Source organism: Klebsiella sp. YJ (assembly GCF_002108615.1).
Classification (GTDB): Bacteria; Pseudomonadota; Gammaproteobacteria; order Enterobacterales; family Enterobacteriaceae; genus Klebsiella; species Klebsiella planticola.
Window position 1 is genome coordinate 22,180 of record NZ_MTEG01000035.1, and the last position, 16,957, is coordinate 39,136.

Sequence of the window (16,957 nt, forward strand, 5' to 3'; positions counted from 1 at the left end):
ATTGATGAGGAACGGAAAATGAGTTTTTTCGACAAAGTAAAAGGGGCACTGACCTCAGGCCGTGATGAGCTGACCCGCCAGGTTGGACGTTACAAAAACAAGAAATTTATGCAGGGTACAGTCGCAGTATGCGCCCGTATCGCGGTTTCCAGTGACGGCGTCAGCGCTGAAGAAAAGCAGAAAATGATTGGCTTTCTGCGGGCATCAGAAGAACTGAAAGTTTTTGAAACGACTGAGGTTATCGAATTCTTCAACAAACTGGTGAGCAGCTTCGACTTTGATCTGGAAATTGGTAAAGGTGAGACGATGAAATACATCCTCGCGCTGAAAGACCAGCCTGAAGCGGCTCAGCTGGCAGTCCGTGTCGGTATTGCTGTTGCAAAAAGCGACGGTAATTTTGACGAGGATGAGAAAAACGCCGTTCGTGAAATTGCCCGTTCATTGGGCTTCGACCCGACTGAATTCGGCCTCTGATAAACATCCGCTAAGGGTACGCTATGGTTTCCACACACATCGGTTTTCCGACTGAAACAGTGATTGTTTTTATTGCGCTGTCGGTCGGCGCCATCTTTATTGACCTGTTCATGCATCGACATGACAAGCCAATTTCCCTTAAGAGTGCGGCCTTATGGTCCGTTTTCTGGGTTATCGTTGCGATGGCATTTGCCGGTTTCCTCTATATCCATCACGGAGCAGAAGTTGCCAGCCTGTTTGTCACGGGTTATGCGCTTGAAAAGGTCCTGTCCGTTGATAACCTCTTCGTCATGATGGCCATCTTCTCGTGGTTCTCAGTGCCAGACCGTTATCGCCACCGTGTACTGTACTGGGGGATCGTTGGGGCCATCGTCTTCAGGGGGATCTTTGTTGCGATTGGTACCGGTCTGCTCAGCCTTGGCCCTTATGTCGAACTGGTTTTTGCCGTGGTCGTTGCCTGGACTGCTGTCATGATGCTGAAAAGCGGTGATGATGGCGATGAAATTGAGGACTACTCCCAGCACCTCGCCTATCGCCTGGTCAAACGGTTCTTCCCTATCTGGCCGAAACTGTCCGGACATGCGTTCCTGTTAACCCAGAAAGAAGTTGATGCCGAGTTGGCGAAACCCGAAAACAACGATGTGAGCATTGGACGGGTAAAAAAAGCCGCCCTGTATGCGACGCCTCTTATGCTGTGTGTCGCGGTCGTTGAACTCTCTGACGTCATGTTTGCCTTCGACTCCGTTCCGGCAATCATTGCGGTCAGCCGTGAGCCACTGATTGTCTACAGCGCAATGATGTTTGCTATCCTTGGTCTCCGTACCCTCTATTTTGTGCTGGAAGCTCTGAAGCAGTATCTGTCTCAGCTGGAAAAAGCGGTTATCGTCCTGCTGTTCTTTATTGCGTTTAAGCTTGGCCTGAATGCCTCAGACCATATCTGGCACCATGGCTACAGTCTGTCCGCAACCACCAGCCTGTATGTCGTATTAGGCGTGCTGGCGCTCGGTATTCTTGCCAGCGTTATCTTCCCTGAAAAACCGGAAGCGGAAAATAAAGAAAGCTGATCTCCGGCTGTTTAATAATAAGTATGTGATTAACGAAAGAGGATAAATTGATGAGTGTTTCACTATCTAAAGGCGGCAACGTTTCACTGAGCAAAGCAGCCCCGACAATGAAAAATGTTCTCGTCGGTCTTGGCTGGGATGCCCGCTCTACCGATGGTCAGGACTTTGACCTCGATGCTTCGGCATTCCTGCTGGCCGCAAATGGCAAGGTTCGTGGCGACGCCGATTTTATTTTCTATAACAACCTGAAATCTGTCGACGGTTCAGTCACTCACACCGGTGACAACCGTACCGGTGAAGGCGATGGCGATGATGAGTCACTGAAAATCAAACTGGATGCAGTCCCGACTGATGTGGACAAAATCATTTTCGTCGTGACCATTCACGATGCTCAGGCTCGTCGTCAAAGCTTCGGTCAGGTATCCGGTGCATTCATCCGTCTGGTGAATGATGACAATCAGACAGAAGTCGCCCGCTATGACCTGACTGAAGATGCCTCTACCGAAACCGCCATGCTGTTTGGCGAACTGTATCGCCACAACGCGGAATGGAAATTCCGCGCGGTCGGACAGGGTTATGCCGGTGGTCTGGCTTCCGTTTGTGCGCAGTACGGCATTAACGCGTCCTGATAAAAGTAACTTTTCACACTCTTTTTCACTCCGGGGTGATTAACCACCCCGGACGACAACGATTAGCAGGAGCAATAAAATGGCAGTTTCTCTCGTAAAAGGCGGTAATGTTTCTCTGACCAAAGAAGCCCCTTCCATGAATGTGGCGCTTGTAGGCCTTGGCTGGGATGCACGAGTCACCGATGGTCAGGCGTTTGACCTTGACGCCTCCGTTTTTCTGGTCGGTGACGATGGTAAAGTATTGTCTGACTCTCATTTCGTTTTCTATAACAACACCACCAGCCCGGACGGCGCGGTCCAGCATCAGGGTGACAACCGTACCGGCGAAGGCGACGGCGATGATGAACAGGTCAAAATCGAGCTGGCTAAAGTCGGTGCTGAAGTCAAAAAACTGGTGTTTGCTGTCACTATTCATGAAGCTGAAGCCCGTAAACAGAACTTCGGTATGGTCAGCAACAGCTACATGCGTGTTGTGAACAACGATAACGGCGCTGAGATTGCACGTTTTGACCTGTCTGAAGACGCCTCAACAGAGACCGCGATGATCTTCGGCGAACTCTATCGCCACGGTACTGAATGGAAATTCAAAGCCGTTGGTCAGGGGTTTGCTGGCGGTCTGGGTGCGCTGGCTAAACAGCACGGCATCAACATCTGACAAATAGCGCATATGAAACCCCGGCCTGCCCGGGGTTTTTTGTATCTGCTGACACACTGGTATTGCTCATCATTACAGAGAGAAAAGATGCAATTACAATCAGGACAGAATATCCCGCTTCATACATCGACTCAGGACCTCAGGCTTGACTATCCGGCATCATCCGGTTTTCGTAGTGAACCTGAAATATGCATATTTATGCTGAGTGCAGAGGGTAAGGTTACCGGCGATGCTGACTTTATCTTCTATAACAATCTGAGTGCAGTTGGTGGTGGTGTAAGACTATCTCCCGGCCACCAGCATGCGAACGTTCATATTGAACTTGACCGTATTCCTGTCACCATACAGAAAATCGCGATAACCCTTGTGATTGACGGAAATGACACGATCAGCGCACTGTCACAACTCAGGCTAACGGCAACCGGAACAGCTGAATTTAATGTCGATCTTAATGGCCGCAGTGAGAAAGCGGTGATTATGGGCGAGATTTATCGACACAAGGACAGCTGGAAACTCCGAGCTCAGGGGCAGGGGTTTAACGGCGGACTGGAGCCGCTCGCTGTCAGCTATGGTGTTGATGTTGCACAGCCAGCTGATACCCCGTCAGAGGCTTCCCGTATCAGTCTGGAGAAGAAGCTGGAAGGGAAAGCCCCCGCGCTTATCAGCCTGGCAAAAAAAGCCAGTGTTTCTCTTGCCAAGCATAAGCTGGATACCGTTGAAGCCCGAGTGGCTTTTGTTCTCGATGCCTCAGGCTCTATGACCGGCCAGTTTAAAAAGGGACATGTGCAGTCCGTTCTCGACCGTATAGCTGTTCTGTCAGTCCAGTTCGACGATGACGGCGCGATGGATGTATGGGGCTTTGCTGAGCGTCACAAGAAATACCCTGACGTCACCCTGGACAATCTTGATGGTTATATCGCCGGGATCCAGAGTACTGGAAACCGGTCAACCTGGGAAATTCTTCCGGGCCTGGGCGGGACGAACAACGAGCCGCCGGTTATGAATGAGGTGATCGACTTCTTCAAGGACAGCACACTGCCGGTCTATGTTGTCTGCATTACGGATGGTGGGATTAGTAAAACCCGTGAAATCAAAGAAGCCATACGCCGCTCGGCCAACTACCCCATTTTCTGGAAATTTGTGGGCCTCGGCGGCTCGAATTACGGTATTCTCGAAAAACTGGATACCTTCAGCGATCGGCGAATCGATAACAGCAACTTCTTTGCCATCGATAACTTCGCAACGGTGAAGGATGAGGTACTGTACGAGCAACTGCTGGAAGAGTTTAAAGACTGGCTGGAGCAGGCAAAAATAGCGGGTATTCTGTGAGCCTTCGCCCCGGAAAGGGGCGATAATTTACCGGATAGTCAGTTCGAAAGGTACTTTTCCCCGACGCCAGGTTGAATGGAAGTGCCGCCAGTGTGGATCAGCTGCAGCTGACAGGAGTTCGTAATCCCCTCGTGTGTCTCCCCATGCCCGCAGATGATAATCTTTCAGAGGACCATACTCTTTTTCCAGCCGGATAATTTTCTGGCTACACCGGCAGTTATGCCCACTGATACGCCCGGTAAGTATCCCTTCTTTGACCTCAAGCTGTGTGCCTATCACTTTGATGCCCAGCCTGTCGGCAAATGGCCTGAGTACCATTTCTGGTGAAGCAGAACATAATGTCACTTCCGCGCCGGAAGTCACTTCATTCGCCACGGCCATCAGGCCTGCAGGACGCATAAGCCGACTCCAGTAGACCTGGCAAAATTTCTCAGCATTTTTGGATAGCCATTTCTCGTCAACCCCAGTAAGGAAGGTTGTGATGAGAATTTCTTTCAGTTCATCACGTGTCATCTTCTTCCCCATACAGCGTAACGTGGGAAGAGCCATGGTGACGATACGACGGGAAAAAGCCCGATTGCCAAAGGCAAACCGCAGAAAAGGGATAAAGCTGTCATGCCGCGTTAACGTACCGTCAAAATCAAATACAGAGAGCATACGGGGTACTATGACGTTCATCGTTATCATATCTCGTTATTAGTCAGGTAACTTCTGCCGTAAGCAGACCAGCACTATACCATAACGTCGGCACCCGCAACGTCAACAGCCATTGGATGCCTGGTAATAAAACTGGATCACGGATTATCGACGGAAGGTGTACTGACTGTGGAGGGATACTGACATAAGCAGCTGCTTAGGTAAGCCTAAGAAGTAAAGAAAATAACTATCTTGAAATTACCCCTTGCCTGACCCTGCCTCAACAGAACCAGGCAGGAGGGCTCCATACCATGGCATGGCATGGCATGGCATGGCATGGCATGGCGAACTGTTAGGGTTATCGCGGTGAGTACAGAGCAAAAGATACTTTCACTTAGCCAACTAATAAAAGATATTCACTGGACACAGTGTCTATTTCATCGGTGAGATTAAATTTTGTAGAATACCGTTTTAGTGATAGTTACGACCAATAAATAGTATTGCATAGTATAAGAATTCGATTTTTATACGGAATGCAACAAGCAGATGCAAAAAAAACACATATTAATCAGATGAAAAAATAATTCATAAGCATAGATTTCAGCAGTTATAACTAGGTCTTCGCGTAAATATAGAATATAGATATGGTTAGCCTTAAATTTTATAGTGATTCAAAAATGGCTACTCTGGTTAAGTGAGTAATCATAGTAAAGTTGAAGTTGGGTATAGTAGTGTATATGCTTAATCAACCAACCTAAAAAATTCTTATAAACACACCATCTCTAATTATCGTTATTGACATACAACAAAAAGAATATATGCATTATTGTGTTAGGCGTAAAAAAACAAATTGGCTAAAATTTCCCGCCGCAATGTAATACATATTATCAAACACAGCAAATGGAAGAGTGGAAGCATATGAATTTCTCTAAGACATTTACAATAATGCTTTGTTGTTGTCCGACCCTCAGTTGTAGCAATACTGATACGGTAATAGCACCATATGAAAAAATATTGGAGCTAGATGGCTCAACCACTAGAAGTTTTCATTCAATGTTATATTACCCATCAGGCGAGGGACTTCATAACCCTGGGTATATTATTGGGATTGAAACGTCGCCTAAAAAAACTATCGGAGGGCCTGAAAAACAATCTGATGATGGTTTATTAAACAGTGACAGTTATCTAAACAGTGAAATTAATAGCACAAACAACACTAGAAATAAAATTGATGGATTCACGAAGCAAGACCGAAAGTCCATGTTTATATCTCATATTATAAAAAATGATTTTAACATCATAAAAGATAAACTAAACAATCCCTACATTACAAATAATTACTGCTTTGTTTATAACGCATACACCTCACGACAGTTGGTAGGTGATTCAGGTTTGGATCTAACAAAAATAAATGGATGGAATGCTTGCAAAATATCCAGTTCTATTCAAGAAGCGGAGGATGCAAAATTACACTCATTTTATAAAAATAGTGATTCAGGCCTAACTGCGCTTAAAGAAAACCTAAAGCATGACCTTGAAAGTGGAGCTTATAGCCACATTCTGGTCATCGTCATGGGTTGGAATACATCACAAAGTGAGGCGGTTAGAAATTTTAATGACATTACTGGAAATATTATTACGGCTTCTTTCGAGCAACGAAAAGAGGCTGATACGAACCCGTCAGCCAAACTAAATAGAATGGTAGTTACCAGGTCACGGGTTATTGAACCAAAGGAAGAAAAATACAACCGTGATTTTAGACCTCTCGTGATTGGTATAACGTGGCCTTCATATTGGTCAACTGGGCTTGTTAATGTAGTCAGTTATCCAAACAAAGCAAATGATGCAGATGAACTTGGTCTCATTTGGCTTAATAAAATTGGGTATACGGATTTAATGGTTGATGGGGCACCTTCACCCCATCAATCTGATACCACCCTCAGATGGTTGATAGATCGACTCCGTAGTTGAGTTCCTCTGCGAAGTCCGGCAGTCCGTAACCGATGGTTTTCTTGTAGAAAGGAGAGACCTTCGCAGTCGGTGCCTTCTTCTTGTGCTTCGTGGTGTAGAGCATTCGTGCCCGCATCACCTCGAAGGAGTAACCGCGCCCTTCACGGTTCTTGTCCTTGGCCAGTCGGTTGATGGACTCCGTGTAAGCGTTGGTGACGGGCATGTCCGTCTCGAAGTAGGTCATGGTCTCTTCGCGCCAGTTTCCCACTGCCCTGACCAGATCGCTCCAGACTTCCTTTTGGCCCTTCGGGATGGTGGCTATCCACTCGTCCAGGGCGGCTTCTGCCTGGAGCCGTGTGGTGGCGTCCCAGATGCCGTAGAAGCGCTCCTTGTGCTCGTAGGCGGCCAGCAGTTGCGGGAACGCGCCTGTCCAGGTCTCCATGATGAGGCGCTCCCGGTCTGAGACTTCGTGAGCGCGTTTCAGCAGGATTTTCCGGTCTCCCTTGAGAGTCCGGCTCTGGGACGGTTTCAGCTCCTTTCTGAGGCCCTTGCGCACTCTCTCTAGGGCATCGTTGGCCATGCGCACCACATGGAACTTATCGACCACGATACGGGCCTGGGGCAGCACAGCCTTGACCGCTGCCCGGTAGGGGTTCCACATGTCCATGCTGACGATCTCGACCTTCTGCCGGTCTTTCAGCTTCATCAGGTAGTTGGTCACCACGTCCTGGCGGCGGGTGGCCAGCAGGTCGAGCAGGGTTCGCTCCTCAATGTTGGTCAGAATGCAGCGGTAGCGCTTGTTCAGGTATAGCTCGTCAATGCCCAGGATGCGGGGCGTCTCGAAGCGGTGCCAGCGCCCCAGGAACTCGGCGCGGGCGTTGAAGATGTCGCGCACCGTCTTCTCGTCCAGGCCGGTCTGTGCCGCCACAAAGGTGTAGGGGTGGTTGAAGGATTCCTTCTCCACGTACTCATGCAGCCGCAGTGTCATACGGAATCCGTCCACCATCTCCGGTAGCTGGGGCCTGAATGTTGTCTTGCAGGCCCGGCAGGTGTATCGGCGGCGGACCACCCAGAGAGTGACCCGCTTGCCGTGGATGGGCAGATCACGATAGGGAACGTCACGCTTGCCGAACCGTACGAACTCACCCTGCACGCCGCATTCCTCGCAGGCGATGGGATCGGGCACGTCCACCTGGAAGTGCATTTCGTCGTCGGTTGATTTGCAGCCCAGTACTTGGTATTGCGGCAGGTGAAGGATGTTGTCGGGAAGTTCGGTCATGGTGTTGTATAGGCGTAGGTGTCAGTCAGATCCATCCGGCTCGGCATTGGTGTTTGCTTTTTTACCCAACAAGCTGCTGGAAACGAAAAGTAAGGCACCGAGGACAATTGCAATATCAGCCAGGTTGAAGGCCGGCCAATGCCAGTCTCGCCAATAGAAATCAAAGGAATCCACAACATAGCCGCGAAAGACCCGGTCAATCAGGTTGCCCATGGCGCCACCGAGGATAAGACTGTAAGCGATGGCTTCTCCTTTATGACGATTTTCAAGGATCAGCTTGATCAGAAAAATCGAGACCACTACCGCGATTCCGATAAAAAAGTAGCGCTGCCAGCCTCCACCATTCGCAAAAAGACTGAATGCGGCACCGGTGTTCCATAGGTGCACCCAGTTAAAGAACGGGGTCACCGAAACATACTCGCCATAGGCCATTGATTGCTGCACCAGCCACTTTACAGCCTGATCAGACGCTGCCAGCAGGCCCGATATGGACAATAGGGCATACGGCGAGAGCTTTTTGCCAATAATGAGCATTATTTAACCCTTCAACGCCAAAATGCGTCTGGCACCGTTAAGTACAATGCCCCCCGCGATGGTGCCGATAATCAGATCCGGATAATTGGAACCGGTCCACGCGACCAGGGCGCCGGCGGTGATGACCCCCAGGTTGATCACCACGTCGTTGGCCGAGAATATCCAGCTTGCCTTCATGTGCGCCCCGCCTTCCCGATGTTTGGATATGAGCAGCAGACAACTGGTATTGGCAATCAATGCGACGAATGCGATAGCCATCATCACCAGCGATTCAGGCTCACTACCGAATACAAAGCGTCTCACCACCTCTACGAGCACGCCCACAGCCAAGATCAGTTGCAGTACACCAGCAAGATGCGCGGCACGTACCTGCATTTTCACGCTATGTCCAACCGCATAAAGGGCAAGCCCGTACACCGCCGCATCGGCAAAATTGTCCAGGGATTCTCCAATCAGGCCGGTGGACTGGGCGATCAGACCGGCAGTCATTTCCACCACGAACAGAAGTGCATTGATGCCGAGCAACCAGCGCAGGGTCCCGGATTCTTGCTTAGCAGAAGCTGCCGAAAACTCGGCGGCCTTGATGGTCTCCGGATTTGCAGCGACGGTTTCCTGAAGCGAGGCGCCTAGCCCCAAGGTCTTCAGTTTCGAGGTGACGGGCTCGACCTCGCCGTCATGCACGACCTTCAGCCGGCGGTTCGACAAGTCGAAGGACAGCGCCCGAATCTCCTCAAAGCCGTTCAGGGCTAGGCGAATCATTCGTTCTTCTGATGGACAGTCCATCTTCGGCACGGCATAAACACTGACCCATCTCCCTGGCGCCTCGGAGGAGGCCTGTATATCGGTATCCGCTGCGGACGTTGCATCACCGCCACAGGCGCCACCACAGGATTTGCTCATGATACGACTCCACTTGAACAATGTTGTGGTACCATTTAAAACTATAAAGCTACTATAAGGTCAATAGAGTAAAGAATCCGTTGGGGAGGAGGCTGATGCGCATTGGTCAGTTGGCGCAGTTGGTAGGGGTCGAAACACAGACGATCCGCTTCTATGAACAGCAGGGCTTGTTGCCGCCGCCTGATCGGCAGGACAACGGTTACCGTGTCTATACCGAGAAGCATGGTGAGGGGCTGGCCTTCATCCGTCGCTGCAGAATCCTGGGCCTGTCACTGGCTGAGATTCACGAACTACAGAGCTATCAGGACGACCCTCATCAGCCTTGTACCGCCGTCAACGCCTTGCTCGATGATCACATCTCTCATGTGCGGTCGCAGATAACCGCTCTGCAAGCGCTTGAGAAACAACTCGTTTCACTGAGAGCGAGTTGCAACGATGACCGGGAAGTTGAGGCGTGTGGGGTTCTTGCTGGAATTAGCGAAGGAAACATGCACCAGCAGTAGGTGAAGCATCAACCAGATAATCCGATGAGATGCCGGTCTGTCTCACTCTCATGCAAAGGTAAGATCAACCATTTAATCCGCTTACCCATAAAATTATCAACAAAACTATACCTGAAAGCATGAGTGAATCAGGGGCTAAACTTCCTGTTATCGCCATAGGTCATAGTTTCGGTGCACGAGCTATGACTCGAGCGCTATTTAGTAGTCCATTGATAAATGACGAAAAAATGGTCACTAGCCCAGTAAATTTAGCTGTTTCATTGCAGGGAGCAATGAGTATAAACAGGTTCTTTCCTTCATTAGGCAATGAAGGAGCCCCATACAGAGATTATGTATCGTTAGTTAATACGAAAATAGTGCTTACAGCATCGAGATTCGATTCGGCAGTTAAAATAGCGAAATGGACTGATCCGGCTGGAGGCGATAAAAGCTATAAGAAAGCTTGTACAGATCCTGATTACTCAAGAGCATTTCACTGTATGACTGCCTCAGATACCTCAGCCAAAATTAAAAATGGTATATTTTCATTATGTAACCGTGGTGAAATATCAAAAGAATGTACCGATCCATTTAAGAATATTACCGGGCCGCGAAAGATTGACTACATTGACACCTCAAACGGAATAACAGAATTCAATTCTTTTGGTACAGGTGGAGGTGCACATAACGATATTTATAGATTACCTATGGGACGGTTGCTTTGGAGACTAATTGAGGTTTATGCAATGGAACAAAACCATTGAAAAACCCGATGATTATAATCGTCAAATTGCAAAAAAATGGTTCGCGAATAAGTACTTACGGGTAAACAGGGAACGGATAGTAAGGAGACCGACATCCCCCCTGGCCTAAATGAAGGGAAGGGGGTTAACGGCACATTCGATAAGAAAGTTATTTTTTGGGATGGTTATTTTGCTCAGGAATATTTGATGCTACCAGTTTCAGCATCTTTTAAAGTTTTCTATCCCTTTCATGACAAACAGGTTCACCTTCGAGGATACGCCAGTCCGTCATTCGTTTAATAACAGGAGCACCGGCGAATTCTTTCTGCGCGGCTACTATAAGCAGGTTTTGCAGGGTTCCCTAAATGAGTTAAAAGTGACATCAGAATATTAGAGTTACATACTATGTCTGGGCTGTTTTTAAAGGTCCGCTTTACAGCTAAATTAAAATGTCCGCATGTAGGTTATGTTTCAGCCTTTGCCGAAGATGTCTTTGCTCCGGGTCTGGAGTTGCTGCAGGGCTTCCAGCATGTCGTTCTGGTCCAGACTTCGTTGTGATTTCTTGCCGGGTTGCTTCTTTTTTCCGCGAGAGGTCTGGCCGTCAAGGGACGGTAGGGCCTGTGAGCGGGTATTGTCCCGTATGTCCTGCACCAGTTTTATCATCTCCAGAGCACGTCCCAGACGCTTGTTGTCGATGATGGCGCCCTGATCCAGCTCTCCAAGCCGGTCGTAAATGGTAAAGGGCAGGGAAGTGCCGTTGGCCCGGAGCTCAATGTCACCATCCGGGTATTGCCAGACCTCGATGTACTTCCCTGAAAACGTCGATTTTGTTCATTATCTTCAAGCAGATAAAGCTTCTTATCGTACTGTAATGTCAGGTTTTTCTAGACCTTACGCTGCTCGCGCCAGGTGAATGTCACCTGCAGGTTTTCGCCGTTATCCAGCTGGCGATGTACGTCAAAATCGTGACGTGGCGGCTTTGCAAACCGACGGTTGTAATCTTCCATGAACTCATCAGCAAAGGCGTTTGCAGCCTCAGGTGCGCTAATACCGCGGAGCCGCAGTTCCTTGACCAGGCGGTCCTGTAATGTCAGATGAGCCCGTTCAACACGCCCCTTGGCTGAACTGGTGTTGGCACAGATACCAGTGATATTCAGCTCGTTCATGGCACGACCAAACTGAGTCTGGCCATCTCCGCCGGTGGCCTGCTTGTTGTTGATCCTGAAGACGCTGGCTTTGTCGCTGTAGAATGCCAGAGGCTTACCGTAGCGCTCCAGATATCCCCGGGTGGCTTCAAAATAGGTGAACGTGGACTCCGAACTGACGAAGAGAAGCTGCATCAACCGACTTGTTGCATCATCAACGTAAACGAGCAGCGTGCAGGCCGGACCACGGTCCTCGAACCAGAGATGTTCACTGCCATCAATCTGGATGAGTTCGCCGGTGCAGGCCCGACGTGGGCGTGGCTGATGCACACGAGGTGGCCGTAACTTACGAGGGATCCATAAACCGTCCCAGGTCATGAGCTTACGTACAGTCTCTTTAGCAAGATAAAGGTCATGAATCTCAGCAAGCTTCTCGCAGGCTAATGTCGGGCCAAAGTCGGCGTAACGTTCGCGAATGATGCGCAGCGCACGCTCAGCGAGGCCAGGCATCAACTGTCGGTTACCAGGCTGACCACGTCGGCGGTTAACCAGCGATAGCGGTCCGTGTTCACGATAGCGCTCGAGTAGCCGGCGGCAGTGCCTGTCAGAGATCTCAAGTCGGGTTGCTGCAAGACGCGTGGTAAGACGCCGGTCGATAACGTCCTGCAGGATCTTGAGTCGGTTTACATCGTTCATCGAGAAAAACTCCGTTCCGTATGCCGTCAGAGTATCATCCTTTGAAAGCAGCGATCGCGGTGGCGAGACTGTAGCGGATTGGTCAGAGGGGGGGGCGGACGAATTCCTGGACTTTCAGGAGTTAATTTATGCATTCATACGAGGACCGGATCCGGGCCGTCGAACTCTATTACCGGTACGGAAAGAAAGCCTCCGTTGTTGTCATGGAGTTGGGATATCCATCCACAAAACAGCTGAGCCGTTGGGTTCGGATTTATGAAGAGAAGGGCGATTTACCCGGGGTTAAAGCCAATAGAACGCTATTCTCGTGCACAGAAAATTGCTGCTGTTGAGCATTATCTTACTCTGTAACCGACGTGGAACCGCGCGTAAAGTTGCACAAAGCATAGGCGTCAGCGTCCCGGTCCTGTACAAATGGAAGAAAGACCTTATCGATGACGAGGCTTATCAATCCATGCGCAAACGAAAAGCTGCCCTTCAAGATAAAAACCAGGATGCTTTGCTCGGTGAAATCCAGCGTCTCAGACAGCAGGTTCATCAGCTGCAGCTCGAACGGGACATACTGACAAAAGCGAATGAACTGATAAAAAAAGACCTGCGCATCAGCTTTCTGACCCTGAAAAACAGGGAGAAAACCCAGATCGTTGATGCCCTTAAGAAAAAGTATCCCGTTGCTGAGTTGCTTGGCGTTCTGCAACTTGCCCGCAGCTGCTATTTTTACCACAAAGCCAGCCAGCGCTTGAGTGATAAGTATGCGGAAATACGCGTGATCATGGCGGAGATCTTTGAGGAAAACTACCGCTGCTACGGCTATCGACGTCTTCATGCGATGCTCCGTATTAACAACCGGTTTATTTCTGAGAAGGTTGTCCGCAGACTGATGGCAGAAGAACAGCTCGTTGTTAAGCACACCAGGCGACGACGATACAGCTCTTACTGTGGAGAAATCGGCCCGGCACCGGAAAATCTGCTCGCCCGGGATTTTAGTTCCTGCAGCCCAAATGAAAAGTGGCTGACCGATATTACCGAGTTCCAGCTTCCGGCTGGAAAAGTGTATCTGTCGCCGGTTATCGACTGCTTTGATGGCCAGGTAGTGAGCTGGTCGATAGGAACACGCCCAGACGCAACGCTGGTGAATACCATGCTCGATGATGCGATCGGCACGCTCAGCGCAAATGACAAACCGGTGATACACAGCGACCGCGGTGGCCATTATCGATGGCCGGGTTGGCTTGATCGTATCAACACATCCGGACTTATAAGGTCCATGTCGCGCAAAGGATGCTCGTCGGATAATGCGGCGTGTGAAGGCTTCTTCGGGCGGGTCAAAAATGAAATGTTCTAGGGAAGAAACTGGGCAGGTATAACGCTGGAAAAATTTATCTGCTTCCTGGACAGATACATACGCTGGTATAACGAGAAGCGTATCAAGCTATCATTAGGTGCGATGAGTCCGGTGAAGTACCGGCAGAATCTTGGGATCACAACATAACAGTCCAGGAAAACATCCGCAGCCCCAAAAGTGACATTAGAATATTGCAGTCACACCTCAACTTCGCTTAATGCATTTTATGTTAAATATCAATCACTTAGCGTCAAATTATAGCTGTTCTTCTGCAATGGCCTGCTCACTATCACTGCCAGCACGACTTCAGTCGGGATAGATGGATTCTTTTCTGGCATTAATGCCATAAAGACAAACACGGTTTTTTTCAGGCAAATGGATACCCATCAGGCGAAGAATAAAGCCGCGCCACCCCCGGTTAACCTGACGGTTATAGTCATACAGGTCTGCATTTTCTTTTTTAAGCTTTGACCATTCATGCATGAGTGTTAGTGCATCGAGCTCGGTGATGTGCTTCACTTCATCACCGATACGTACTGTGTTAATGCCTCTTCCCGTCATGATGATCCCCTCCGGCAATATCAGTTTCAGATTAACGCTGTTGTGATGATGATTTAACTACACACTAAAGGCAATCTAACGTTTAATCATACCTCTGATAATAAAGAACATCATGGTTAATGAAAACACAATCAGAAGCCAGCCAAAGGGTTTGGCATCAAAAAAAGTAGTGATGCAATCATTAGTACAGGTAACCACCTTCGGGGTGACAATAGAAATTCCCCATCCAAGAATAACTACCATAGTGCCTGCTACTGCGGCTAAGAAAAAAGTGGTGAAGAATGCGCATCCGACTACCAGTAACAATCCAATCAGTTCAAATATCATATTCATGATTGCGCTCCAGGTGAGATAACTGCGAACAGACTGATGCTGGCTGTATTATTTAACATATTTCCAGACGCCTGCTGGTATTTTATCATAAAACTTCCCCATTGCCATTTCCGCCAGCCGGTGATCCACTGCGGCATTAAAGTGCTCAAGTTCGTCATCCGTCAGGGAATATTTATTTTTTTCTATTATCCTTTCCAGAGTTTCCTGTGATGTACAGCGGCGTAGTCGTAAAATCCATTCCTGTTTCGTCATTAATTTTATATATCCTGAGGTGTCCCGGTAATATCATTCTGGAAGATGCTTTTCTTTCAGTCGGTTATGAGTGAACCATTTTGCATATGTAATGTAGACCACAAAAGTTAAGAGTGCGGACAGACTATATATCCAGAGAACAGGCACTACGTGATGAAAACGTATCATCTGACCGGATTCATCTGCCATACTCATTAATGCATTGCTGTATGTTTCAGTCTGAATAAACTCGTAGTAAGGTACCATCACAACATGAAGAAAAAATAAATTAAGCAGATACGTCAGAGAAAACGCGTGTTCCTGCCCGTTATAGGGCGCATACTGCGCAAAGGCGAACATCCATCCTGTGAAAAGCAGAAAACACATCGCGAAATACACCACCACCCATACCGCTGTTTTCATCACTGCCCTCAGTTATATAATTTGTCTGTAACGAAAATGGCATTCAGGCGTTCAGGTCCGTGCCGTTCTGCTTAAGATAATCACTGATGCTCAGGCCGGACAAGCGAATGTTATCCGAAATCTCCCTGAACTGCTCCTCCCAGCCGTCCTGCAGCTCCCTGATTGCCGCGATCTGGAAAGCAACACTGAAAGGCGTTCTGCCCAGTTTCTCGGAAAGCCAGAACAGATGCCTGCCAATCTCTTCGTCCGGTACCGAATCGAGCGCATCACTCAGTAAGGTTTTTTCGTCTTCCTGCCAGGGATGACCGGCTCGCGGAAAACGCGGATCAGGCTGGCGGTCTTTTTTCTCCCTTTTTTCCCGTCTGGCAACGGTCGGCGCATCGCCTTTTTTCAAGCCGACGCGCGCTTTCATGGCGCCGATAGCGGCGACGGCCAGTACCAGCGTTTCACGCTCCTGGCGCGTGAGCAGGCTGTCCTCGCAAATCAGGGTGTTCAGGTTATCGATCAGCTTATTCAGCCCGGGTTCAGTGACTTTCATTTTATGCTCATATTCCTTGTGTGGTGGCTATCAGTCCCGGCTCTCATTCACCTGGACGGTGACCGGCAGGCCTGCATCAAAACAGGTCTGATACCAGCTGGCCACCTGCAGGGGATCGCCCTCTTTTATCCGGCGTATGCCGCCGGCATCCGTCAGCTGCAGGCAGGTGGTACCGTCCAGACGGATCACGTAGGCCGCTTCCCGCAGGGAGTAATGACCGTCACCCAGCTGCAGCTCCACCGCGTCACCGGCAGCCGTCTGGCGTAACGGCAGACGCCGGACGTCTGTCAGTCGTTGTCGTGCCGTTTCAGCCTCGCGTTCTGCCTGGAAGAGCGGTTCTGCAATGCCGCGACCGGCCTCCGTCAGCTCGACGGCCAGCTGCAGGTTCGGGGCGCGCAGGGTGCGCAGCCAGCCCGCGGCTTCCATGCGCCGGCAGGAGGCGCGCAGGTTCGGCCCGTACACCGGGGCATCCCCGCCCTGCTCCAGCACCCGCTCGATATCCCGCGTCGCCACCGGCCCCGGACGTTTCGCATCGAGGGCGGCCAGCACAATCAGCACCCGCCGCTGCAGCGGCGATGGTCGGCGCGCCTGAGTCATTGCTTGTCCGCCTCCGGCCAGATGAGTTGTCTGAGGCGCAGGTGATCGGCGTCTATGAGCTCTTGTCTCTTTATGGCATTCACTGAGGCATAGCCATTTATGGCCAGTTCATACCAATAGCTCAGCACGGCACCGGCCTTGGCTGACTCGCTGATGTAAATCGCGCCCTGGCTGTCCAGATTGCATTCACGGATACGCTCTTCCGCTATCCGGGTCAGCTGCTCATAGCTGAGTGAAAAATTCACTTCTTTCTCATCCATCCTGCTCGCTCCGTCTGAACATGTCCGGTTAGGTTAAAAATCATATCATGTATGATTTATTACTAATAATTCAAATATCATATCAGATATTATTGTGTGTTTAATGCTAAATATCACATTCAGTATGATTTTATGTGTTTGGTTTGATTATCA

Annotated in this window: 19 protein-coding genes and 2 pseudogenes; 9 read left to right on the forward strand and 12 right to left on the reverse strand. The window is 49.5% G+C overall.

Annotated features, from left to right (window positions below; genetic code table 11):
- Window positions 1-18: 18 nt before the first annotated feature.
- The 5 genes from BV390_RS26375 to BV390_RS26395 all read left to right on the forward strand — a co-directional run bounded on the left by BV390_RS26375 (window position 19) and on the right by BV390_RS26395 (window position 4,151).
- Window positions 19-474 carry a tellurite resistance TerB family protein gene (locus BV390_RS26375; protein ID WP_073554095.1) on the forward strand — a complete coding sequence of 152 codons (456 nt, stop codon included), beginning with the start codon at window positions 19-21 and terminating at the stop codon, window positions 472-474.
- Between the two features lie 23 nt (window positions 475-497).
- Entirely contained in the window at window positions 498-1,538 is a 1,041-nt protein-coding gene (gene terC / locus BV390_RS26380; RefSeq protein WP_014839889.1) for a tellurium resistance membrane protein TerC, read from the forward strand.
- Between the two features lie 50 nt (window positions 1,539-1,588).
- Complete coding sequence (terD, locus tag BV390_RS26385; protein ID WP_073554096.1) at window positions 1,589-2,167, forward strand: tellurium resistance membrane protein TerD; 579 nt, start codon at window positions 1,589-1,591, stop codon at window positions 2,165-2,167.
- A gap of 79 nt (window positions 2,168-2,246) precedes the next feature.
- The gene (locus BV390_RS26390) at window positions 2,247-2,822 is read left to right on the forward strand and encodes a TerD family protein (RefSeq protein WP_044348232.1); all 576 of its coding nucleotides are present in this window, start codon (window positions 2,247-2,249) and stop codon (window positions 2,820-2,822) included.
- Window positions 2,823-2,909: 87 nt separating this feature from the next.
- Window positions 2,910-4,151: a VWA domain-containing protein gene (locus BV390_RS26395; protein WP_073554097.1), complete on the forward strand. Its 1,242-nt coding sequence runs from the start codon at window positions 2,910-2,912 to the stop codon at window positions 4,149-4,151.
- A 27-nt stretch (window positions 4,152-4,178) separates the two neighbouring features.
- Here the strand turns inward: BV390_RS26395 and BV390_RS26400 are convergent, their stop codons facing one another.
- Complete coding sequence (locus tag BV390_RS26400) at window positions 4,179-4,829, reverse strand: HAD family hydrolase (RefSeq protein ID WP_123198856.1); 651 nt, start codon at window positions 4,827-4,829, stop codon at window positions 4,179-4,181.
- Window positions 4,830-5,705: 876 nt separating this feature from the next.
- Here BV390_RS26400 and BV390_RS26405 point away from each other — a divergent pair.
- Complete coding sequence (locus BV390_RS26405; protein ID WP_206098734.1) at window positions 5,706-6,758, forward strand: hypothetical protein; 1,053 nt, start codon at window positions 5,706-5,708, stop codon at window positions 6,756-6,758.
- Here the strand turns inward: BV390_RS26405 and BV390_RS26410 are convergent.
- The 3 genes from BV390_RS26410 to BV390_RS26420 are packed head-to-tail and all read right to left on the reverse strand — an operon-like array spanning window position 6,727 to window position 9,450.
- A complete protein-coding gene (locus BV390_RS26410) occupies window positions 6,727-8,016 on the reverse strand; it encodes an ISL3-like element ISPpu12 family transposase (protein WP_004574636.1) in 1,290 nt (429 codons plus the stop codon). The genes BV390_RS26405 and BV390_RS26410 overlap by 32 nt on opposite strands.
- Window positions 8,017-8,037: 21 nt before the next feature.
- Window positions 8,038-8,550 (reverse strand): signal peptidase II, encoded by a 513-nt coding sequence (gene lspA / locus BV390_RS26415; protein WP_004863699.1) that lies wholly within the window; start codon window positions 8,548-8,550, stop codon window positions 8,038-8,040.
- Between the two features lie 3 nt (window positions 8,551-8,553).
- Window positions 8,554-9,450: a cation efflux transmembrane domain-containing protein gene (locus tag BV390_RS26420; RefSeq protein ID WP_004574643.1), complete on the reverse strand. Its 897-nt coding sequence runs from the start codon at window positions 9,448-9,450 to the stop codon at window positions 8,554-8,556.
- Window positions 9,451-9,545: 95 nt separating this feature from the next.
- On the opposite strand from BV390_RS26420, the gene cadR reads away from it, so the two are divergent.
- Together cadR and BV390_RS26430 are read left to right on the forward strand one after the other, a co-directional pair.
- Entirely contained in the window at window positions 9,546-9,953 is a 408-nt protein-coding gene (gene cadR, locus BV390_RS26425) for a Cd(II)/Pb(II)-responsive transcriptional regulator (RefSeq protein ID WP_004364961.1), read from the forward strand.
- A gap of 119 nt (window positions 9,954-10,072) precedes the next feature.
- Complete coding sequence (locus BV390_RS26430; RefSeq protein WP_181680453.1) at window positions 10,073-10,696, forward strand: hypothetical protein; 624 nt, start codon at window positions 10,073-10,075, stop codon at window positions 10,694-10,696.
- Between the two features lie 450 nt (window positions 10,697-11,146).
- Here BV390_RS26430 and BV390_RS26435 read toward each other — a convergent pair.
- Window positions 11,147-12,516: pseudogene (locus BV390_RS26435) on the reverse strand (ISNCY family transposase).
- A gap of 128 nt (window positions 12,517-12,644) precedes the next feature.
- On the opposite strand from BV390_RS26435, the pseudogene BV390_RS26440 reads away from it, so the two are divergent.
- Window positions 12,645-14,008: pseudogene (locus BV390_RS26440) on the forward strand (IS3 family transposase).
- A 159-nt stretch (window positions 14,009-14,167) separates the two neighbouring features.
- Here BV390_RS26440 and BV390_RS26445 read toward each other — a convergent pair.
- From BV390_RS26445 to BV390_RS26475, 7 genes are all read right to left on the reverse strand, one after another.
- Window positions 14,168-14,422: a hypothetical protein gene (locus BV390_RS26445; RefSeq protein ID WP_009653916.1), complete on the reverse strand. Its 255-nt coding sequence runs from the start codon at window positions 14,420-14,422 to the stop codon at window positions 14,168-14,170.
- 75 nt (window positions 14,423-14,497) lie between these two features.
- Complete coding sequence (locus tag BV390_RS26450) at window positions 14,498-14,755, reverse strand: hypothetical protein (protein WP_009653918.1); 258 nt, start codon at window positions 14,753-14,755, stop codon at window positions 14,498-14,500.
- Window positions 14,756-14,803: 48 nt separating this feature from the next.
- On the reverse strand, window positions 14,804-15,007 hold the full coding sequence (locus BV390_RS26455; RefSeq protein ID WP_004098931.1) for an HHA domain-containing protein: 204 nt from the start codon (window positions 15,005-15,007) through the stop codon (window positions 14,804-14,806).
- Window positions 15,008-15,040: 33 nt separating this feature from the next.
- Window positions 15,041-15,409 carry a hypothetical protein gene (locus tag BV390_RS26460; RefSeq protein WP_009653915.1) on the reverse strand — a complete coding sequence of 123 codons (369 nt, stop codon included), beginning with the start codon at window positions 15,407-15,409 and terminating at the stop codon, window positions 15,041-15,043.
- A 43-nt stretch (window positions 15,410-15,452) separates the two neighbouring features.
- A complete protein-coding gene (locus BV390_RS26465; protein WP_013023776.1) occupies window positions 15,453-15,947 on the reverse strand; it encodes a hypothetical protein in 495 nt (164 codons plus the stop codon).
- A gap of 30 nt (window positions 15,948-15,977) precedes the next feature.
- Window positions 15,978-16,544, reverse strand: coding sequence for a hypothetical protein (locus BV390_RS26470; RefSeq protein WP_009654312.1), 567 nt, complete (start codon window positions 16,542-16,544; stop codon window positions 15,978-15,980).
- Window positions 16,541-16,804, reverse strand: coding sequence for a hypothetical protein (locus BV390_RS26475; protein WP_009310051.1), 264 nt, complete (start codon window positions 16,802-16,804; stop codon window positions 16,541-16,543). The genes BV390_RS26470 and BV390_RS26475 overlap by 4 nt, the downstream gene beginning before the upstream one ends.
- Between the last annotated feature and the right edge of the window lie 153 nt (window positions 16,805-16,957).